Raw genomic sequence first — 21615 nt, 5'->3', positions numbered from 1 at the left:
CCCGGTTTATTAAACTGCAGGCACGCAAAGAAAATGAAACAGGTGCCGGTTGTCTGAGAGCTGATTTATATGTTCTTTTCATAAATTCAGAACAATAAAAATCCCATGGACAGGTTTCAGACTGAAAAGATGTTGTCAAAGAGAAAACTTTTGCATATCCATAATCTTTGCAAAAAATGAAAAGGATATCTAGGATAAATACAATTTGTACTAGCATTTTTCCTAAGGATTTAATTACAACTGTCAGTTATATTCTATAATTTGAGTTGTAAGAAAAAAAAGAAGTTAATGCTTAATATTGCATATCTAAGAATTTTTCCTGAAGATTCCTAAAGGAAGATTTTTACGCAAACCTTTATTTTCTTATTATTATGTTCATTACTATTTTTACCGACAAGATTAATTTTTACTACAAATCTAAAAATTGGCAGTACCATTTAGATGAAATTAAAGAACTTGGACTGCTCAAAAAAAAGAAAAAATATTTTCTTGAAAACGGTGCCTTTATTGCCGTAACTGCCGTAGCTTATTATTGTATGATTTTTACAGACCTAATAGATTTATACTACATTATTCCGACCCTTATATGTTATGCTTTTATTATAGTCGCAAGATTTGATAACCCTTCAGAATTTGTATATTTCGTATTTGTAAAAGATATTTACAGAAAAGAAATAAAAATAAAAATTACACCAAAAGACCGTGTTCTGATAGGCAAACAGATAGATCATTATCTGGATCTTCAGTTTGAAAGAAATATAAAAAAGACTGCTTAAATAAAAGAATCAAAAATGTATTTATTTGGAATTTTCCATTATGATTTAGTTTTCATAATGGCTGCTTTAATGTATGGTTGTTTTATTACCAGCAGAAAAAAATAATAATGAAAAACTGTGTTATTGTCCCTGAAAAATCCAGTTTTAGAATACCCTAAATAAAGTATAGTTATGCTGTTAAAAAGTTTAATAGCGGGCTGTTTTAGCTATACCTGACCCCAAATCGAAAAAATATGGCCACAACAACAACAACAATTAAAAACAAGATTAAAAACATTAGAGAGTTAAAAAATTACACTCAGGAATATATGGCAGAAAAACTAGGCGTAACTCAGGCAGGCTATAGTAAAATAGAAAAAGGAAAAACTTCTTTGAGTTACGAAAAACTGGTCGAAATAGGACGGATTCTTGATGTGAGTGTTGAAGATATCATCAGTTTTGATTACGACAGATATTTTAATAATTTTAATAGAATCACAGGTAATAACAATGGCAGTATTTTGATTAACACAGAAAATACTTCTACATTAAAAGAACTTTATGAAGACAAAATCAGATTGTTAGAAAAGCTTTTAAGCAGGACAGAAATTGAACTTGGACGATACAAAGAAAAATTTGGGGAAATTTGATGTAACTCCAATTGAAATGCGTTCTGTTTTAGCCCAAATTTACTTTTGGGCTAAAGTTTTTTTAGATGCTGAAAAATGCAATTATACCTTAAGGGTGCGTTAGGAATAAGAAAGTTGTTCTTTTTCTTGTTTCTTTAGTAAGGAAAAAATATAAGTGGATACCCGGTCGCGGGTAACACTCAAAATATACAAAACCGTTTGATGTTTAGGGAATTAAAAGGTGTTTTAGTTTCATCTTTGTCAAAGTATAGAACTCTGACAAAGACTACTCTACAAGTGAAACTAATTCAAAATATTCAAATGAAAAATTTGCGCAAAATGCGTGAAACTATTAAAGTTTAAAATAAAATTTCTTTGGTAATAATATAAATTCCCATTACGAGTACAAACCAGCCAAAAAGCGGTTTTAGTTTAGCACCGTCAATTTTTTTAGAAAGCTGACTTCCAATTACCATTCCGAGGAGAGCCATGGCTGAAACGCTTAATAAAAAAGTATAGTTTATAGTTGTTCCGATGTATAAATCGCCTGCAAAACCAATAGAGGAATTGATAGTGATAATCAATAATGAGGTTCCAACGGCCTGTTTCATGGGTAATTTGGCAAAAAATAAAAGGGCAGGAATTATTAGAAATCCTCCGCCGGCTCCCAGAAATCCGGTCACGATTCCAACTACAAAGCCAATCAGGCTTAATTGCGGATAATTGGTTTCGGAGTTTTTTATTTCGGGCTGGTCTTTTTTAATCATGGAAATCGCTGCAGTAATCATCAAAATTGAAAAGACAATCATAATCAGGAAATCTTTTGAAACCGAATAAGAGGCTATACAAAATAGGGTGGCTGCAATTTGAGGAAAAATAACTTCACGAATCAGTAAAATAGAAATCACTGAAGGAATCGCAAAGTATAATGCCGATTTGAGTTTCAGGTTGCCCATTTTGTAATGGTTGTAACTTCCTGACATAGCCGTTATCCCAACAATAAATAATGAATATGAAGTAGCCTGTTCCGGATTTACCTTAAACAAATAAACAAGAATAGGAATGGTCAATATCGATCCGCCACCGCCAATTAAGCCCAGCGAAATTCCGATAATGATTGAGGCAAAATACCCAAAATATTCCATTGCATTTGTTTTGATGCAAAGGTGGTTTGCAAATTAGAAATCTACAGTAACATTTATCACAGAAGAAGATTTTTTACCACAGATTAAAAAGATTTTGGTATTACTAGATCTGTATCTCGGTTCTAGCGGAATTGAGAATCTATAAAGCATTTAGACTTCGCTCAATGTGACAAAATATAGTTCATGCTAATTCGTGAAATTTGTTTTTAATAGCTCAATTTGGTTTCGGTTTAGTTTTACCAGACCACGCTGTTCCATTTTTTTGAGCAATCTTGAAACGACTTCTCTTGAGGTATTGAGTTCTGTTGCGATTTCCTGATGTGAAAGTTTAACTTCAGAACAGCCACAAGAGTCAGAATGTCTTTTGAGGTAAAATTCCAAACGTTCGTCCATAGAACGGAAAGCAATATTGTCAACTACTTCCAGTACTTCTTCAAAACGGCTTCTGTAAGTTTCGATTACAAATTCGTACCAGGAGCGGTGTTCCATCATCCATTTATCCATCATTTGCAGCGGTATCATCATGACCGAAACGTCTTCGGTTACTTTAGCCATAATCTGGCTTTTTTCGCTTTTTGCTGTACAAATCATCGAAATGGCGCAGGCCTGTCCCGGCTGTAAATAGTACATTAAAAACTCACCACCATCTTCGCCTTCACGATAGATTTTAATTTTTCCTTTGGTAATTAAAACGGTATTTTTAATATACTGTCCGGTTCGCATCAAGATTGTTCCGGCCTTAAAATCTTGTGCGCTCCCGTTTTCTTCAATGGTAGCAATCAGTTCGGGTGAGAAATTTGGAAAGAGGGTTTTTAATGAAGACTGCATGGATGATATTTAAAAATAAACGATACTATTTTAATTTTTTAAATTTTCGTCTTTTCTTCCAGTTGGAAAAAATAAAATCTTAATGTTTTGTTATTACAGATTTTATCAAAAACAAACTAAAATTTATAATTGTTTGCAAAGATAACAGATTTGAATGGTATAAATTATCAGAAAACTATTTTTAAGAGAAGAAAATTTAAAATGACAAAATCCTATTTTCTATCGATTTTATAGACCATTTTTTTAAAAATAGTGAGTAAATTTGTAAAAGACTAACAATTTTACGTTCTCTAAAACGTTTTCTGAGAATAATAATCGAAATCGTATTTTGTACGTATTTTATTTAGTTAAAACCTTTAATTTTACAAAAAACACAATACTATGAATTTATCACAAGAAGATTGGGTTGCTCAGTTTCAGGCTGACGAAAATGCAGTAATACTTGACGTAAGAACTCAAGACGAATTTAACGACGGCTACATTGAAAATGCTGTAAACATCGACATCAATAAAGGTCAGGCTTTTATTTATGAAATAGAAGAGTTAGACAAAAATAAAAATTACTATGTGTATTGCCGATCAGGAGCAAGAAGCGCAAAAGCATGTCAGATTATGAATGAATTAGGTTTTGAAAATGCCTATAATCTGCTTGGCGGTATCCTGGATTGGGAAGGTGATACCGTAAACCCATAAAAAAGTGAAAGAGGCGGTAAAGCCTCTTTTTTCTTTTAAAAACAATTAAATAACCAAACTAAAAATTACCAGATTATGAGTTTTATACCCGAAGAATATCAAATTAAAACCCTTATAAATCAAGATACTTATCTTGTAAACGGAGAATTAAAACAGTGGACAGGACAGACAACACCTGTGTTTTCTACTATTTCTTCTACTGAAAAATACGCACCAACATTATTAGGATCTATTCCCTTCATGGCCGAAAAAGAAGCTGCTGAGGTTGTTGAAGCTGCCAATGCCGCTTACAATAAAGGACAAGGTTTATGGCCAACTATGAAAGTGGTTGACCGTATTAAATGTATGGAGAATTTTGTAAAACAAATGAAGGAAACCCGCGAAGAAGTGGTAAAACTTTTGATGTGGGAAATTGGAAAAAACCTTGGAGATTCGCAAAAAGAATTTGACAGAACGGTAGAATATATTCAGGATACGATTGACAGTTACAAAGAATTAAACAGACGCAGTTCTCACTTTTCGAAAGTACAGGGAGTAAACGCAATGATTCGTCGTGGGCCTCTTGGAGTAGTGCTGTGTCTTGGACCATATAATTATCCCCTTAACGAGACGTTTTCATTATTGATTCCTGCCTTGATTATGGGGAATGCAGTAATTTTTAAACCTGCCAAACACGGTGTTTTGTGTATTTCTCCATTGTTGGAAGCTTTCAGAAGCAGTTTTCCAAAAGGAGTTATCAATATCGTGTACGGAAGAGGCCGTGAAATTGCTTCTCCAATCATGAAATCTGGAAAAATTGATGTTCTGGCTCTAATTGGAAACAGTAAATCTGCAATTGCTTTACAGGATCAGCACCCAAATAAAAACAGACTGCGTTTGATTTTAGGTCTTGAGGCTAAAAACCCTGCCATCATTTTACCGGATGCCGATTTGGATTTGGCTATTCAGGAATGTATTACAGGATCGTTGTCTTTCAATGGTCAGCGTTGTACGGCTTTAAAAGTGTTGTACGTACATGAATCAATTGCTGAAGAATTTAATAAGCGTTTTTCTGAAAAAGTAGATGCTTTGGTATTCGGAAATCCATGGGAAAAAGGAGCTTCTTTGACTCCGCTTCCTGAAGCAGAAAAACCTGCTTATATTCAGGGATTAATTGATGATGCAACAAGCAAAGGAGCAAAAATTATCAATGAAAAAGGAGGAAAGCATTCTGAAAATTATATTTTTCCGGCAGTTTTATTCCCAGTAAATAAAGAGATGAGAGTGTATCATGAAGAGCAGTTTGGTCCGGTTGTTCCAATTATTTCTTTCAAAGATATTAATGAACCTCTTGAAGATATGGCCGAATCAAATTACGGGCAGCAGGTAAGTTTGTTTGGAAAAAACATCAAAACACTGGCACCGCTTATTGATGCTTTGGTGAATTTAGTGTGCCGAGTAAACTTAAACAGTTCTTGCCAGAGAGGTCCTGATGCGTTCCCGTTTACAGGCCGTAAAGATTCTGCTGTAGGAACATTGAGTATTCCGGATGCCTTGCGTTCGTTCTCAATCCGTACGTTCGTGGCTTCAAAAGATATTGACTACAATAATGAAATCCTTCAGGAATTATTAAACAGTAAAGAATCTAATTTCATCAATACCGATTATATTCTATAATTTTTAAGGTTATATATTAATTTTCAAAACCGTCTTTTTCTTTTAGAATCAGACGGTTTTTTTATTTTGCAGGTATTTAAATAATAGTCTGTTTTTTGTCACATTGAGCGGAGTCGAAATGCACAGATGGCTCTCGACTCTGCTATCTATGACGTTTTTATTAAAAAATAGTTCTCGATACAAATTTTCTGAAAAAGCTATTGCATTTTCAGAAAATTCACTCGAACTGACGAGAGGTTGCAATGTCATCTTATATTGATTTTTTTTCTAAAAAAATTAAACCTCGAATTGACAATACTATAAAAACTCAAAAAAAGTGTGTAGTGTTCCGTAAAGTGTGTAATAAATATACACCTTGAATTTAGGTAAATGTTCTAATGCCTTAAGAATCAGTTTTAAAAACTAATGGCACAAGCCTTGCTAAATCAGGATTATAATGATTTTCTCAAATAGAATATACAAACGGAGGAAATTATAAATAAAAGCCATTTAGTTAGAAAATAGATAATACGACCTATAATGAAAAGCGAGACCATTACTTCAGAACAATTTTACGCCTCAACACTTAGTGAAGCCCATAACAATGAACTTACCGTAAAAAGTTCGATTTTTAATTTTCAGAATAAATCAAAAAACAAAAACGAAAAAACCTCAAGTTTATTAGGTATTACTGTTATAATAATGAGTTTTATGTTAATGCTGACAGGAGCCTTTTTTGTATATGAATTTCAGTCTGACTTCGATCAGTTTCATATTGAGAGAATCAATTCTTCATGGGGTTACCCATTTCTGATTTTGACGATTTTATTGTTTTTCTTTCAAACCGGTGTTTTTTTATATAATGTTTACCTGTATTTTCGCTACAAACCAATGGAATCTGTTACAGACGATTTATTGCCAGCCTGTACCGTAATTGTTCCTGCTTATAATGAAGGAAAACTGGTTTGGGATACCTTATTGAGTCTTGCAGAAAGTGATTTTCCTGAACAAAAAATGCAATTACTGGCTATTGATGACGGAAGCAAGGATGATACTTGGTATTGGATGCAGCAGGCGAAAATAAAACTGGGCGATCGTCTTACGATTTTTCAACAGCCGGAAAACAAAGGAAAACGTCATGCTCTGTATCGTGGATTTGAACTTGGTACAGGAGAAATTTTTGTAACGGTTGACAGTGATTCAATTGTAAAAAAAGATACTTTACGAAATTTAGTTACACCATTTGTTCTTGATGAAAAATGTGGTGCAGTAGCAGGAAACGTTCATGTTTTGAACAATAAAAAAGCGATACTGCCAAAAATGCTGAATGTGAGTTTTGTAATGAGTTTTGAATTCGTGCGCTCGGCAGAAAGTATGTTAGGTTCTGTTCTTTGCACACCAGGAGCAGCGGCAGCGTATAGAAAAACTGCTGTTTTTGGATGTCTTGACGAATGGATCAACCAGACTTTTATGGGTGAACCGTCTGATATTGGCGAAGACCGAGCGATGACCAATATGATATTAAAACAGGGATTTCGCGTTTTGTTTCAAAAAAATGCAGTTGTATTAACAAGTGTTCCTGAACAATACACGGGTTTGTACAAAATGTTTATCAGGTGGGGAAGGAGCAATGTGCGTGAGAATATCATGATGGCGCAATATGTTTTCAAGGATTTTAGAAATGAATCTAAGTTTGGCGCCAGACTTTTGTTTATGAATCAATCGCTTAGAATCCTGCTTACGATTCCATTTTTACTTTTTATGTTTTTCCTTATAGCCACTCATCCGTTACTGTTTTTAAGTTCAACATTTTTAGGTATATTGATTGTATCGAGTTTCCCGGTTTTGTTCTACGCAAAAAGATATAGTTTATCAGAAGCTTTTTGGGCGTATTCATATAGTATTTTTTACACTTTTACACTATTCTGGATTGCTCCATACGCATTGGTTACAGCAAATAAAAGAGGCTGGCTGACCAGAGGTTTATCTTAAGCTAAATATTAGGTAAAAATAAAGTAAATTAGAGCCGTTTGTTTCCTATTGATTCAGACGGTTTTTTATTTCTTAAAATGATTATCAAACAAGTTAAAACATCAGAAACCTGGCAAGTCAGGCACGAAGTCATGTGGCCGGATCAGCCTTTTGAATTTGTTCAGTTAGAAGAAGATAATTCAGGCTTACATTTTGGTGTTTTTATAGATGAAAAATTGGTTTCAATTGTATCCTGTTTTATTTCAGATAATGAAATGCAGTTTAGAAAACTTGCTGTTTTACCCGAATATCAAGGTCGTGGAATAGCTTCTGAATTGCTGAATTATATTTTTGAATTGGCCAGAAAAAAAGAATTAAGAAGAATCTGGTGTAATGCAAGAACCAATAAAAAATCTTTTTATGAAAAGCTGGGAATGAAGGATACTTTTCAAATTTTTAGTAAGGCAGGTCAGGAATTTACAATAATGGAGATTTGTATGTGATTTTTAAAGTGTGAAAAAAATCTTAATTGGATGCAAATTTTAGAACAGGTCAATTAAATATGTTAATTTAACCACAGACAAATTAATAATTTAGTTTCCTATGGAGAATTCAAAAATTAAAGCTTTTATACCACTTTTATATCTTGTTTGGTCCGATGATCTTTTAACCCAAAAAGAGTTTACAACCCTGCGTGAATTTATTACTTCTCTAACGCTGCTTTCTTCGGAAGAACAGCAATACCTCCTTTCTAAAGTAGATATTTCTAACCCGCCTTCGCGAAATGAACTCACTCAATGGAAATTGGATATTGAGAGAAGCATTAAGGATACTTCGTCTATAAAATCGATTTTTGATATCGCCACAGCACTTTCAGATAAAAACCTGGATATTTCGTCATTGGAATCCGATTTTACAAAACTTGAAAATGATCTGGGAGTTTTGGGAGAAGAATTAATTCAGAATTTCAAAACCAAAGGTGATTTCCTTACCGCTACAACTAAAACTACCGATAATTTTGATATTTTGAAATTAACTGAAATTCTTGATGGAGGACAGGCTGCTATTATCAAAAAAGTAAAATCGGTTATTTCGAGACCTGAATTCGCTTATGAAACTTCAACAGATATAAATGTTTATCGGCAAAAAGTATATGACTGGTGCAAGATTTTAGCCGATGAAAACCTCGGAAACATGGCGTATCCGAAACAATACGGCGGAGGCGAAAACATAGCCGATTACTTTGCTATTATGGAAACGCTGAGTTATCACGATTTGAGTCTGGTAATAAAATTTGGGGTACAATTTGGACTTTGGGGAATGAGCGTTCAGTCATTGGGAACCGAAAAACATTATGCAAAATACCTTAAAGATATTGGTGAATTAAAACTGCCGGGCTGTTTTGCAATGACCGAAACACATCATGGCTCCAACGTAAAAGGACTGGAAACTACAGCAACGTATAATCATGCCGATTCCACTTTTACCATTCACACACCGCACGAAAAAGCACAAAAAGAGTATATTGGAAACGCAGCCGTCCACGGGCAAATGGCAACTGTTTTTGCTAAACTGATTATCGACGGTCACGATTACGGCGTAAACGCTTTTGTAGTTCCGTTGCGTGATACAAAAGGGAATACGTTAAAAGGTGTTACTATTGGCGATTGCGGACATAAAATGGGACTGAATGGTGTTGATAACGGAACTATAAGTTTTGATAACCTGATAATTCCAAAAGAAAATATGCTCGATCGTTTTGCTTCTGTGAATGACAAAGGCGAGTTCGAAAGCCCAATTCCGAGTGATAACAGACGTTTTTTTACCATGCTGGGTACTTTGGTAGGAGGTCGAATCGGAATTCCCCGATCAGCATTGGCAGCGGCAAAATCAGGACTTACAATTGCCATTAGATACAGCGACCAGCGAAGACAATTTGGCCCCGAAGGAGGTTCTGAGGTACCAATTTTAAATTACAGAATGCATCAGCGCAGATTGCTTATTCCGTTAGCCAAAACGTATGCGGTGCATTTTGGTCTGCAATATTTGACGAACCGTTTTTTAAACAGAACCGAATCTGAAATGCAGGATATTGAGGCTTTGGCTGCCGGAATGAAATCCTACTCGACCTGGAGTACCAGGGATATTTTGCAGGAATGCCGTGAGGCCTGTGGCGGAAAAGGATATTTGTCTGAAAACCGAATTGATGCTTTAAAAAATGATACGGAGATTTATACCACTTTTGAAGGAGATAACACTGTTTTGATGCAATTGGTAGCAAAAAATCGTTTGTCTGAATTCAGAAAATCATTTGGGGAGATGGGCTCTCTGGGAATTATCAATTACGTATATGAAAATGCTAAAGTGGCTTTCGCCGAAAAAAATCCAATAGTAACCCGAAGAACAGATGATGATCATTTACTGGATTATCAGTTTCATTTGCAGGCTTTTCAACACCGTGAAAGAACAATTTTGGCATCTGCTGCTAAACGTATAAAAAAATTGGTTGACAGTGGCTTAGAAGCTTATGATGCTTTTAATGTGGTGCAGCACCAAATGATTGAGGTTGCCATGGCTTATTTAGAACGTGTAATTTTAGAGCAGTTTCAAATTGCAATTGAGAAAACAGAAGATTCAAAAATAAAAGAAGTTTTATTGAAATTGAATCAGTTGTATGCGCTTTCACAAATAGAAAAAAATAAAGCCTGGTATTTGGAGGACGGATACATGGAAGCTGTAAAAACCAAAGCAATTCGTAAAATAGTCAATCAGCTTTGCTGGGACGTCAGACCCGATGCCGTTTCTTTGGTAAATGCTTTTGGTATTCCTGAAAGCTGTCTGGCAGCACCAATTGCTGTTTAATATTTTATTGGTTTTTAAAATAGTTTAAAACTATGCACTTTAATACATTTTGCTTTCAGCTTATAAAAAAGTTTTTTAACTACAAATTGACGCAAATTAATTCGTGAAAATTTGTGCAATTTGCGGTTAAAATAAAAAGTTTCAACTTTGCAGACTTCAGTTTGCTAAACCAAATTCAGTTCATAGTGGTTTATTTTTTAGCAGTTAATGTAGAGCCTACAGAGGCTATTATAACAAATGCTACCGCTAAAATTTCATAAAAACTTAAATGTTCCTGCAAAAAAATAAAAGCGCAAAGAGAAGCTGCGGCAGGCTCCAGACTCATCAAAATACTAAAAGTTCTGGGAGGAAGCTGTCCAAGGGCTTTCATTTCTAAACTAAATGGAATAGCACTTGACAAAAGCGCAAGTGCTGTTCCTAAACCTAAAAGTTCAGGTGTAAGATTATTTAAACCATTTCCGAAAAATCCAAAAGGGAGAATTAGCAAAGCGGCAAAGAGCATTCCGGTAGTTACTGCATCTCCGTCATTCATTATTTTAGAAATTTTTCCGCCTAAAATAATGTAGGCTCCCCAAAAACCTCCGGCGATAAGTGCAAAAACAACTCCTAAAGAATCTATCCGGTCATTGGACCAGGGAGCAATTAAAACAATTCCGGCTCCGGCCAGTAAAATCCAACAATAATCAATTAATCGTTTTGATCCCCAGATGGCGACCAATAAAGGACCAATGAATTCTAATGTTACTGCTAATCCAATCGGAATTCTTTCAATAGCCATGTAAAAAACTAAATTCATGGCACCCAGCGAAAAACCATACGGAATCACTATTTTCCATTGTTTTGCAGTAATTTTTTTCAAATTTGTCCTGTAAACGACAAATAAAATTAAAGCAGATATACCAATTCTAAGGGTTGCAGTTCCTGCAGCTCCAATTGCGGGGAAAAGGGTTTTAGCAATTGCCGCACCGCACTGTACACTTATGATAGCTAATAATACAGCAGGTATAGGCGAGAGGTTGATTTGTTTGTTTTTCATGGAAATTTTAAGAAAGGGCGACAAAATTACAAAAATAATCTTAGTCGTTTTCAAAAGAATTACCAGCTTCCTTTTAAACCTTCTTTTAAAGCATTGTTGTATTTTTCTAAATCAAAACTGTATAAATCGGGAGCTTTATGAGCACCTCCTTTACGTGATTCATCTAATTTTATTAAGATGTCATAACGCAATATTTTTCGATAGAAATTACCTCGGTTTAGTTTTTTTCCTAAAATTGCTTCGTATAATTTTTGAAGTTCAGGCATTGTAAATTTCTCCGGAAGGAGGTTGTAACCTATAGGATGATTGTTTAGTTGTTCACGAAGCGTAAGTAGTGCTTTGTCAAAGATGGTTCTGTGGTCCATCATAAAAGCCGGCAGATTTTCTATAGATTGCCATTCAACAGCTGTTGAATATTGATCAATTACCAGTTTTACGTGTGAATGTTCTGCCAGTGCATAATATCCAATAGAAACAAAACGCTGTTTGTTCCATATACTATCATCGTGTGCTTCAAAAGCGCTTTCGGAACGATTTAGGTTACCAAAAGTGTAAAATTGCTGTAGGTAAATATTTTCTGTTCCGGTTCTGTCTTTTAGAATACGAACAGCTGCATCATCAACATTTTCTGTTTTTTTTACATAACCACCCGGAAGTCCCCAAGAATCCAAATCCTTCATTTTTACAGTTAAAACGTGAAGAGAATTTTCATAAAAACTAAAAATAGCACAGTCAATAGAAAGTGTCGGAATATATTGTTTCCAGTTCTCTTCTGATTTTTGCTCTAGTATTTTCTTTAATTCCATGGAGTATAATTAGCTTCAAATTTACTCTTTTGAGTGTTATAATTCAAATAATTAAAATTTTTTCTGACTTTTTTCTTTCAAATAAAAAAAATATTTGTTAAACTTTTTTTTGCAGTGAAGTTTTTTGATTTTGCTAAACGTGCGATTTTGATACAATTCATTTTATCAATGATTGCAATACTTTACGCAAACGAGGTAGCATTGTTTTTTCTCTTTCCTAACTCCTTAATAATATTTCTTCTTTATTGTTTTTATGATTTTTTATGCTTGTAAATTATATGATTATGAAAATTTTTAAGGGATTTATTTGCTGATATGAAAAAATGTAATTAATATTGCTTCATAATGAAGCAATGAAATTTTACAATCAACTAAACTAACTTACCACTTATGAAAAAGATGATTCTTTCAGTAATTTGCATGGCATTTTTTCCTGCTTATGAAGCGTATTCTCAAGAAGAGAAACAGCAACAAAAGCCTTTGGATTCACTAAAAAATCCCGCAAAAATCGTTGAGACCGATACCAAAGAAGAAAAAAATAGAAATGTAATGCTTAATGCGGCCAACAATACCGGACCGCGTGATGTGAATATTGGTTTGCCATCAACTGTTGGTGGTATAACAATACAAGAAAATGATTTGCCTGTAGTATATTACTTCTGGCCAGAATTGCCAAACAGAACCTGGAGACAAAGTAAAAGTTTAGAAAAAACGGGTTTATTAAAGATTGGCGAGGCTGCTATCACAACAGGAGATTTAGGTTTTGCGGTTAATTCATACACAAGATTAGGATCTGATAAATTAGAAATAAACGGAAATTTTTCAGGTTCAAGTTTCGGATGGATGAAAGGAGATTTAAATGTTTCTGGGCCATTGTCTAAAGGCTGGTCTTATACTATGGGAGCTTATGCGAATTTTGATCCTAACTCTTTCGATTTAAAATTTGCCAAATATTCTGACAGAACACAAATTTACAGAGCCGGATTGACTAAGAAATTTAATAATGGTAAAGGACAAATTAGCTTTTTGTATAAATATGCCAACTCAGCTTCTTTAAGTAATTATGCCGTTTTTAGATATAAAGAAGGCGGAAAAGTCGAAGAATATAATGATTTTAAAATTGGCCGTGATTCCTACATTGTAAATGATGGAACTATGAAATTCAAAGATATTCTGACTGGCGAAACCAAATTTGCCGATATGGGCGGAAGCGATGCCGCTACCACTTCACATACTTTTGATCTTCTGGGAAATTATGATTTGGCAAACAACTGGAAATTTAATTTCTCTACTCGTTTTCGTTATGCTGAAGCTTCTCAGCTAATTGCGATTCCACTTGGAATTTTTCAAGCCGGTGCAACAGATAATTTTACATACAAATCAAACGGTAATGCCTACGTAGGAAATGTAAATTCGATGTTAGGATTATACACAGACGGAGTGCCTACAAAAACAGCTTTATCTCGATTTGAAATCACTAAAAATGTAGAAAAGCACAAATGGAGATTTGGTGTAACAGAATACTATTATCAGGTTGACGACTTTACTTCAAGCAGATCTTTCTTTAATCAGACAGTAAGTGCAAATCCTGATAAATTAGTTCGTAATACTCCGGGCGGAACTTCAAATACAGACGCTGACGGATTTTACAATTACAATGTTGGAGGCGAATATCACAATGGTTTTGAGAATAAGTTATCCGGTTACTTCTCAGACAACTGGACGGTTAACGATCGTTTGAGTTTGACTTATGGGGTTAATTTAAGATACCACAAACTAAAAGGTGATTATTACCTTACACCAAGAACAAGAGATTTAGTATTTGATCCAAGTCAGAAAACTTATTTTGATAACAATTGGTTTCATTTAGGGGGATCTATCAATGCGGTTTATAAAGTAACCAAGAAAGCTGGGATTCTTGCCGATTTTACTTACACAGAAAAAAATGGACAGTTAGAAAGTTATTCAGGAGCTGCAGAACCTAATATGGCAAAAACTAAAAGTCCGTTAGGAGCTTTTGGATTGTATTTCAATCATGAAAAATTCAGCCTTGTGTCTCAGGCAACTTACTTAACAAGGAATAATTATCAGGCAAGGTTAAACTTAGTAAATCCTGCTGATGCAAGTCAGTCAGAAGTAGCGACGGTTTTCTATGATATTCAGACTTTGGGCTGGACAACAGATATTGTAGCATCTCCATTTAAAGGATTCAGTCTTCACTATTTAATTACCTTTCAGGATCCGGTTTATAAAAATTATGATTTCTCTGCTTTTGGAAATAACTATTCTTACAACGACAAAAACGTATTGGAAATTTCTAAAGTTTTGATGGAAATTGACCCAAGTTATACTTACAAAGATTTCAAATTCTGGGCAAGTTTCAGATATTTTAGTAAGCAATATGCAAATCAGACTAATGCGTTATATTTTGCTCCCAGATGGGAAACTTTTGGAGGTGTAAACTACAAAATCAACAAACATTTTGATATTGGTTTGACAGCAGTAAACTTCTTAAATCAGACAGGAGCTAAAGGAACGATCAACGGAGCTGAATTAATTACAGATGCTTCGGGTTATTACGATCAGCTTTTGGTTGGATCTTACATCAGACCTTTTACTTTGGAAGCTTCTCTTAATTTCAGATTCTAAATTTTATTTCGATGAAAAAAATAATTATAACTGCTGGTTTCGCTTTTTTCATAAGCGTTACCATGCAGGCTCAGCAAGGAAACTTTACGATTGTAAAAAATAACAAAGGTGCAGATTTGGGATATTCTCCTGAATCCGGCATCAAAATTCTAACCGTTAGCGGAAAAAAATTTAAAGATTTAAATAAAAACGGCAAACTAGACAAATACGAAGACTGGCGCCTTTCGGCAGATGAAAGAGCCAAAGATTTAGCTTCAAAAATGTCTGTTGAACAAATTGCAGGTTTAATGCTTTATAGCCGTCATCAGGCTTTGCCTGCGGGAGTTTCAGGTTATAATGCAGGAACGTATAACGGAAAAATATTTCCGGAAAGTAATGCAAAAGCTTCAGATTTGACCGATCAGCAAAAAGCATTTCTGAAAGAAGATAATTTGCGTCATGTATTGATTACAAAGGTGCAAAGTCCGGAAGTTGCCGCTTTATGGAACAACCAAATGCAGGCTTTTGTAGAAGGAATTGGATTGGGAATTCCGAGTAATACCAGTACAGACCCGCGTCATACGGCAAATGTAACGTCTGAGTTTAATGGCGGAGCAGGAGGAGAAATCTCGATGTGGCCTGATGGTTTAGGAATGGCTTCTACTTTTGACCCGAAAATTGTAGAACAGTTTGGACAAATTGCGGCCAAAGAATATCGCGCGTTAGGAATTGCAACTGCTTTATCGCCTCAGATCGATTTGGGTTCTGAACCAAGATGGTATAGAATTTCAATGACCTTTGGAGAGAGTCCGGCCTTAACCAGAGATATGGGAAGAGCGTATATTGATGGTTTTCAAACTTCATACGGAAAAGACGAGATTAAAGACGGCTGGGGGTATAAAAGTGTGAATGCCATGGTGAAACACTGGCCAAGCGGTGGTGCCGAAGAAGGCGGTCGTGACGGACATTGGGCATACGGAAAATTTGCGGTTTATCCGGGAAATAATTTGCAGCAGCACATTGATCCTTTTGTTAACGGAGCTTTCAAATTAAAAGGAAAAACGAGTAAAGCTTCGGCGGTAATGCCTTACTACACCATTACTTTCGATCAGGATAAAAAATACAATGAAAATGTAGCCAACGGTTACAGTAAATATATCATTACAGATTTATTAAGAGATAAATATGGTTATGACGGCGTAGTTTGTACAGATTGGCTGGTAACCGGCGATGAAGGAAAAACACCTAATCTTTTTGCCGGAAAACCGTGGGGTGTTGAAAATCTTTCTATTAATGAAAGACATTACAAAGCGATTGTTGCAGGCGTAGATCAATTTGGAGGAAACAATGATAAGAAACCTGTTTTGGCTGCTTATGAAATGGGAATCAAAGAATTTGGTGAACCCTTTATGAGAGCACGTTTTGAAAGATCTGCCGTTCGTTTATTAAAGAATATTTTTAGAGTGGGGCTTTTCGAAAATCCATATTTAAATGTTGCCGAAACAAAAGCAATTGTTGGAAATCCTGAGTTTATGAAAGCGGGTTATGACGCTCAGTTAAAGTCGGTTGTGTTGTTGAAAAACAAAGCTGCAGTTCTTCCTGTAAAAGAAAAGAAAACGGTTTTTATTCCGAAGATTTATACTGCTTCAACCAAAGACTGGTGGGGCGTTGCGAGTCAGCCAAAGTTAGAATATCCTGTAAATCTGGAATTGGTTAAGAAATACTATAATGTAACCGACGATCCGTCAAAAGCTGATTTTGCAATTGTTTTTGTAACTAGTCCGCAAAGTTTAGAAGGCGGTTATGATTTGAATGACAGACAAAACGGTAGCAATGGTTATGTACCGATTTCTCTTCAATACGGAACTTACACTGCAGCAGAGGCAAGAGCAAAAAGTATTGCTGCCGGAGATCAGGTTATTGATCCAACAATCACAGACAGAACCTATAAAAATAAAACAGTTACAGCAGCAAACACTATGGACTTAAGAACAATTTTAGACATAAATGAAATGATGAAAGGCAAACCTGTTATCGTTTCGATTACGGCTTCAAAACCAATGATTTTTAATGAATTCGAAAAAAAAGTTGATGGAATTGTTTTAAATTTTGGAGTTTCTTCTCAGGCGGTTTTGGATATTATTTCAGGAAAAGCCGAACCTTCAGGATTACTTCCGGTACAGATGCCAGCGAATATGGAAACGGTTGAAAAGCAATTTGAAGATGTTCCTTATGATATGATTCCGCATAAAGACAGTGAAGGAAATGTTTATGATTTTGCTTATGGACTGAACTGGAAAGGGGTTATAAAAGATGCCAGAACGGAAACTTATAAGAAAGAATAGTTTAATCACGCAAAGTAGCAGTGTTTTTTTGTCATTTCGACGAAGGAGAAATCTTCATAAGTAGCTCCGATCCTAAAAGAAGCGAATCTTTGTCGAGTTTCTCGCGGAGATTTCTCCTAACGTCGAAATGACAAACTTAATGTGATAAAAAAAAACTTAAATATGACTTTGCGTCTTTGCGAGAACCATAAAAATTAGCTCAAATCTTACTAAATCTGCGTGAAACAATAAACAGCAACACTATGAAAAATAAAATCAAATTAGTATTAGCGTTCTCTATGTTTTTAAGCATTTCTGTAAATGCCCAACAAACAATAAAATTATATCAAGGAAAAGCACCGGGATCTGAAAACTGGACACAGAAAGAAGCCCAAATGTATTCGGATTTGTTTAAAACTGAGGTTGTTTACAATGTAAGTGATCCCTCTTTATTGGTTTACCAAGTACCAAAAGGAGTAAAAAATACCGGAACAGCCATTGTAATTGCTCCCGGCGGAGGTTTCCAGAGTTTGTCGATTAACAGAGAAGGAAAAGAACTGGCTGAAATTTTAAGTAAAAAAGGTATTACGGCTTTTGTTTTAAAATACCGTTTGAACAAAACTGAAACCAATGATCCTGCAAGAGAAATGATGGATAAATTGAAAGACAGGGCTGCTTTCGAAAAAAACGCTTTGGCAACTATAAAATTAGCAGCCGAAGATGGAAAAAATGCTTTGAATTACGTTCGTACAAATGCTTCAAAATACGGAATCGATGTTAAAAAAGTCGGTATAATAGGGTTTTCAGCGGGAAGTACCGTGGCGATGGAAACCGTTTTGGTAAATAAACCGGAACTGCTTCCTGATTTTGTAGCTAATATTTACGGCGGTCCTAGACCGGAACTTTTAAGTGTTGCTGTACCCGATAAAAAGATTCCAATGTTTGTTTGTGCAGCAAGCGACGATCAATTGAAACTGGCACCAAGAAGTATTCAGATGTACAATAAATGGTTAGAAGCCGGACAAAGTGTCGAACTTCATATGTACTCAAAAGGAGGACATGGTTTTGGAACAGGAAAACAAAATTTGCCTGTTGATTCTTGGGAAATCCGTTTTGAAGAATGGTTGAAATTGCAAGGATTTTTAAATTAATCTATTTGGTTGTAATTATTAAAAACGTCAGTTCGAGTGTTTTTTGTGCAGAGAAACGAAACAAAAAATGTATCGAGAACCGTTTTAATAATAATTTTTCTGTTCTCGATACCATCCCGATGAAAAATCGGGATCACTCGAACTGACGAAAAATTATCATCAAAAACGATTACACCCAACGGGTTTAAATTAATAAAAAACTATTTAAAACTATATATTATGAAACATACAATTATAAAAACAGCCAGAGTTACGCTTTTAACAGCGTTGGTGCTTTCTAATTTGTCTTGGAATACAATTCCGAATGACGAAACGAATCCACCAGTTTTGACTGTCAAAGGATTTAAATTTTTCGATTTCAACAGAAACGGAAAATTAGATATTTGGGAAGATACACGTCTTTCTGATAATCAAAGAATTGATGCGATTATCAAACAAATGACCAATGCAGAAAAAGTAGATTTACTGATTGGAACTGGTATGCCGGGAATCGAAGTTTTGACAGGGCCTGTGGGGGACTCTAAGCAAGGTTTGGTTCCGGGAGCTGCCGGCGGAACTGCTGCTTTTGAGCGTTTCGGAATTCCTGCTACGGTTGTAGCCGATGGTCCGGCAGGTTTAAGAATTGCGCCAACGAGAGAAAATGATTCGAAAACCTATTATGCAACGGCATTTCCGGTTGGAACAGCTTTGGCTTCAACCTGGAATAAAGCACTTTTGGAAGAAGTGGGTAAAGCAATGGGGAATGAAGTAAAAGAATATGGAGTTGATGTTTTATTAGCGCCGGCTTTGAATATTCACAGAAATCCATTGAACGGAAGAAACTTCGAATATTATTCTGAAGATCCATTGATTTCAGGGAAAACGGCAGCAGCCATCGTAAACGGAATTCAGTCGCAGGGCGTGGGAACTTCTATTAAACATTTTGCTGTAAATAATGAAGAAAGCAACCGTTTAACGATCAATGCACACGTTTCTGAAAGAGCTATTAGAGAATTGTATTTAAAAGGTTTTGAAATTACGGTTAAAGAATCGCAGCCGTGGACGGTAATGTCTTCCTATAATAAACTGAACGGAACTTATACGTCTGACAGAAAAGATCTTTTAACTCAGGTTTTAAGAGACGAATGGGGTTTTAAAGGAATTGTAATGACTGATTGGTTTGGCGGTTTTCCGGGTTTTGAAACCATTTCAAAAGGTTCAAACTCTGATGTTGTACAGCAAATGATTGCCGGAAATGACTTATTGATGCCGGGAATTCCAGTTCAGAAAAAAGCTTTGTTGGCTGCCTTAGATTCTGGGAAATTATCGCAGGAAGTAGCAAATGTAAATGTGAAAAGAATTTTAGAATATGTTTTCCGTACACCCACTTTTGCAAAATATAAATACAGCGATAAACCAAACCTGACTAAAAATGCTGAGGTAACAAGAAATGCTGCTGCTGAAGGAATGGTTTTGCTTAAAAATACAAACAATGCTTTGCCTTTTGCAGATAAACAAAAAGAGGTTTCGGTATTTGGAGTTACTTCCTACGCCTGGATTACAGGAGGAACAGGGAGCGGAAGCGTAAATAATAAACACACCGTTTCTCTTTTAGAAGGTTTAACCGCAGCGGGTTATAAATTAGATAAAGAATTGGTTGATTTGTATAAACCTCACGCTGAAAAAGAAGTTGTTGCTGAAAAGGAAAGAAGAAGAGCGAGAGGAGTTTTGGCTTTGCCGGAAAGGCTTCCTGAACTAAAAATGGACGATGCTTTCTTTGCTAAAAAAGCGGCAAGTTCAGAAATTGCATTTGTAACTTTAGGAAGGAATTCCGGAGAAGGAGGAGACAGAGTTGTCGATAATGATTTCAATATGGCAAATGAAGAGATTGAAATGCTGGACAAAATTTCAAAAGCATTTCATGCCAAAGGAAAGAAAGTTGTCGTTATTTTAAATATTGGCGGCGTGATCGAAACTGCTTCCTGGAAAGATAAAGCAGATGCAATTTTACTGGCCTGGCAGCCTGGTCAGGAAGGCGGACATTCAGTTGCTGATGTGGTTTCCGGAAAAATTAATCCATCAGGAAAATTAACCATGACTTTTCCTGTGAAATATTCCGATACACCATCGGCTAAAAACTTCCCCGGATTTCCAGTTGATAATCCGAAAGAGGTAACTTACGAAGAAGGCGTTTATGTTGGATACCGTTATTTTAATACCTTTAATGTTAAACCTTCTTATGAATTCGGATTCGGAACTTCGTACACAACATTTGATTATTCAGGTATAAAATTAAGTTCTTCAACTTTTAAAGATAATCTGACGGTTTCTGTAACGGTAAAAAATACCGGAAAAGCAGCAGGGAAAGAAGTCGTACAATTATATCTTTCGGCTCCGGCAAAATCAATTGATAAACCAAAAGAAGAATTGAAAGCTTTTGCAAAAACAAAAGAACTAAAACCTGGCGAAAGTCAGACTTTGCAATTGATACTTAATCCAAAAGATCTGGCTTCGTTTTTAGAAAGTAAAAGTGCCTGGATTGCTGAGGCAGGAACTTATAAAGTACTTGTTGGAGCATCTTCATTAGATATAAAAAATACAGCTGAATTTTCAGTTGCTAAAGAGATTACGGTCGAAAAGGTTAAAAAAGCATTTGAATTAGATTCTAAATTCACAGAGCTTAAGCCGTAATGAATTACAATTTTGTTGGTTAAAAAATGAAGGACTGATGCATCAAATAGCATTGAAAAAGTTCTTCAAATAAGTAGAATTGAAAAAATAAAAAAGAGCGAAAATATTGTGTTTTCGCTCTTTTTTTAATTATTATCCTCCTTGCAGTCACAGAAAATCAAATTTGACTAAAATAATTTAAAAAAAACATTGGGTGTAATTCGTTTCTGACGATAATTTTTTGTCAGCACGAGTGATCCCGATTTTTCATCGGGATGGTATTGAGAACAGAAAAATTATCATTAAAAACGGTTCTACCTATGACGTTTTTGTTTAACTAGGGCTTTGACTCCGCTCAGCCTGACAAAATAAACGTCATCTTATATTGCTTTTTTTTTTAAAAATTAAACCTCGAACTGACGTTTTTAATAATTACACCCAACGGGTTTAAAAAAAACTGGCTCTTCGCCTAAAACAGTGGATTTCAAAAAAGACAATTTCTC

Annotated in this window: 15 protein-coding genes; 11 read left to right on the top strand and 4 right to left on the bottom strand. The window is 35.2% G+C overall.

Translation table 11 applies throughout. The features are described 5' to 3' along the window. Positions 1 to 371 precede the first annotated feature (371 nt). Both FLV_RS08100 and FLV_RS08095 read left to right on the top strand, forming a co-directional pair. Entirely contained in the window at positions 372 to 776 is a 405-nt protein-coding gene (locus tag FLV_RS08100; RefSeq protein ID WP_243232720.1) for a hypothetical protein, read from the top strand. 233 nt (positions 777 to 1009) lie between these two features. Beyond that, on the top strand, positions 1010 to 1405 hold the full coding sequence (locus tag FLV_RS08095) for a helix-turn-helix domain-containing protein (protein ID WP_243232719.1): 396 nt from the start codon (positions 1010 to 1012) through the stop codon (positions 1403 to 1405). 338 nt (positions 1406 to 1743) lie between these two features. On the opposite strand, the gene FLV_RS08090 is transcribed toward FLV_RS08095, so the two are convergent. Both FLV_RS08090 and FLV_RS08085 read right to left on the bottom strand, forming a co-directional pair. Continuing rightward, complete coding sequence (locus FLV_RS08090) at positions 1744 to 2529, bottom strand: sulfite exporter TauE/SafE family protein (protein ID WP_243232718.1); 786 nt, start codon at positions 2527 to 2529, stop codon at positions 1744 to 1746. 186 nt (positions 2530 to 2715) lie between these two features. After that, positions 2716 to 3357, bottom strand: a complete 642-nt coding sequence (locus FLV_RS08085; protein ID WP_243232716.1) for a Crp/Fnr family transcriptional regulator — start codon at positions 3355 to 3357, stop codon at positions 2716 to 2718. 381 nt (positions 3358 to 3738) lie between these two features. Between FLV_RS08085 and FLV_RS08080 the strand changes: the two genes are divergently transcribed. The 5 genes from FLV_RS08080 to FLV_RS08060 all read left to right on the top strand — a co-directional run bounded on the left by FLV_RS08080 (position 3739) and on the right by FLV_RS08060 (position 10518). Beyond that, positions 3739 to 4050: a rhodanese-like domain-containing protein gene (locus FLV_RS08080; protein WP_243232714.1), complete on the top strand. Its 312-nt coding sequence runs from the start codon at positions 3739 to 3741 to the stop codon at positions 4048 to 4050. A 75-nt stretch (positions 4051 to 4125) separates the two neighbouring features. Next, entirely contained in the window at positions 4126 to 5706 is a 1581-nt protein-coding gene (locus FLV_RS08075) for an NADP-dependent glyceraldehyde-3-phosphate dehydrogenase (protein ID WP_243232712.1), read from the top strand. A gap of 519 nt (positions 5707 to 6225) precedes the next feature. After that, positions 6226 to 7677, top strand: a complete 1452-nt coding sequence (locus FLV_RS08070) for a glycosyltransferase (protein ID WP_243232710.1) — start codon at positions 6226 to 6228, stop codon at positions 7675 to 7677. A gap of 77 nt (positions 7678 to 7754) precedes the next feature. Continuing rightward, positions 7755 to 8159: a GNAT family N-acetyltransferase gene (locus FLV_RS08065; protein WP_243232708.1), complete on the top strand. Its 405-nt coding sequence runs from the start codon at positions 7755 to 7757 to the stop codon at positions 8157 to 8159. Between the two features lie 100 nt (positions 8160 to 8259). Beyond that, positions 8260 to 10518 carry an acyl-CoA dehydrogenase gene (locus FLV_RS08060; RefSeq protein WP_243232706.1) on the top strand — a complete coding sequence of 753 codons (2259 nt, stop codon included), beginning with the start codon at positions 8260 to 8262 and terminating at the stop codon, positions 10516 to 10518. A 190-nt stretch (positions 10519 to 10708) separates the two neighbouring features. Here the strand turns inward: FLV_RS08060 and FLV_RS08055 are convergent, their stop codons facing one another. Then, positions 10709 to 11554 (bottom strand): EamA family transporter, encoded by an 846-nt coding sequence (locus FLV_RS08055; RefSeq protein ID WP_243232704.1) that lies wholly within the window; start codon positions 11552 to 11554, stop codon positions 10709 to 10711. 59 nt (positions 11555 to 11613) lie between these two features. Further along, on the bottom strand, positions 11614 to 12360 hold the full coding sequence (locus FLV_RS08050) for an NUDIX hydrolase (RefSeq protein WP_243232702.1): 747 nt from the start codon (positions 12358 to 12360) through the stop codon (positions 11614 to 11616). Positions 12361 to 12750: 390 nt separating this feature from the next. Between FLV_RS08050 and FLV_RS08045 the strand changes: the two genes are divergently transcribed. From FLV_RS08045 to FLV_RS08030, 4 genes are all read left to right on the top strand, one after another. Further along, a complete protein-coding gene (locus FLV_RS08045) occupies positions 12751 to 15009 on the top strand; it encodes a TonB-dependent receptor (protein WP_243232701.1) in 2259 nt (752 codons plus the stop codon). Between the two features lie 11 nt (positions 15010 to 15020). Then, positions 15021 to 17333 carry a glycoside hydrolase family 3 protein gene (locus FLV_RS08040; protein WP_243232700.1) on the top strand — a complete coding sequence of 771 codons (2313 nt, stop codon included), beginning with the start codon at positions 15021 to 15023 and terminating at the stop codon, positions 17331 to 17333. 242 nt (positions 17334 to 17575) lie between these two features. Then, positions 17576 to 18463 (top strand): alpha/beta hydrolase, encoded by an 888-nt coding sequence (locus FLV_RS08035; protein WP_243232699.1) that lies wholly within the window; start codon positions 17576 to 17578, stop codon positions 18461 to 18463. A 219-nt stretch (positions 18464 to 18682) separates the two neighbouring features. Next, a complete protein-coding gene (locus FLV_RS08030; RefSeq protein WP_243232698.1) occupies positions 18683 to 21133 on the top strand; it encodes a glycoside hydrolase family 3 C-terminal domain-containing protein in 2451 nt (816 codons plus the stop codon). The last annotated feature ends 482 nt before the right edge of the window (positions 21134 to 21615 follow it).

This window comes from Flavobacterium pectinovorum (genome assembly GCF_022802975.1).
Lineage (GTDB): Bacteria > Bacteroidota > Bacteroidia > Flavobacteriales > Flavobacteriaceae > Flavobacterium > Flavobacterium pectinovorum_B.
This window is presented reverse-complemented; position numbering and strand designations above follow the sequence as displayed.

Coding starts and splice junctions, on each gene's coding strand:
- FLV_RS08100 (WP_243232720.1), top strand. CDS start 372: ATGTTCATTACTATTTTTACCGACAAGATTAATTTTTACTACAAATCT.
- FLV_RS08095 (WP_243232719.1), top strand. CDS start 1,010: ATGGCCACAACAACAACAACAATTAAAAACAAGATTAAAAACATTAGA.
- FLV_RS08090 (WP_243232718.1), bottom strand. CDS start 2,529: ATGGAATATTTTGGGTATTTTGCCTCAATCATTATCGGAATTTCGCTG.
- FLV_RS08085 (WP_243232716.1), bottom strand. CDS start 3,357: ATGCAGTCTTCATTAAAAACCCTCTTTCCAAATTTCTCACCCGAACTG.
- FLV_RS08080 (WP_243232714.1), top strand. CDS start 3,739: ATGAATTTATCACAAGAAGATTGGGTTGCTCAGTTTCAGGCTGACGAA.
- FLV_RS08075 (WP_243232712.1), top strand. CDS start 4,126: ATGAGTTTTATACCCGAAGAATATCAAATTAAAACCCTTATAAATCAA.
- FLV_RS08070 (WP_243232710.1), top strand. CDS start 6,226: ATGAAAAGCGAGACCATTACTTCAGAACAATTTTACGCCTCAACACTT.
- FLV_RS08065 (WP_243232708.1), top strand. CDS start 7,755: ATGATTATCAAACAAGTTAAAACATCAGAAACCTGGCAAGTCAGGCAC.
- FLV_RS08060 (WP_243232706.1), top strand. CDS start 8,260: ATGGAGAATTCAAAAATTAAAGCTTTTATACCACTTTTATATCTTGTT.
- FLV_RS08055 (WP_243232704.1), bottom strand. CDS start 11,554: ATGAAAAACAAACAAATCAACCTCTCGCCTATACCTGCTGTATTATTA.
- FLV_RS08050 (WP_243232702.1), bottom strand. CDS start 12,360: ATGGAATTAAAGAAAATACTAGAGCAAAAATCAGAAGAGAACTGGAAA.
- FLV_RS08045 (WP_243232701.1), top strand. CDS start 12,751: ATGAAAAAGATGATTCTTTCAGTAATTTGCATGGCATTTTTTCCTGCT.
- FLV_RS08040 (WP_243232700.1), top strand. CDS start 15,021: ATGAAAAAAATAATTATAACTGCTGGTTTCGCTTTTTTCATAAGCGTT.
- FLV_RS08035 (WP_243232699.1), top strand. CDS start 17,576: ATGAAAAATAAAATCAAATTAGTATTAGCGTTCTCTATGTTTTTAAGC.
- FLV_RS08030 (WP_243232698.1), top strand. CDS start 18,683: ATGAAACATACAATTATAAAAACAGCCAGAGTTACGCTTTTAACAGCG.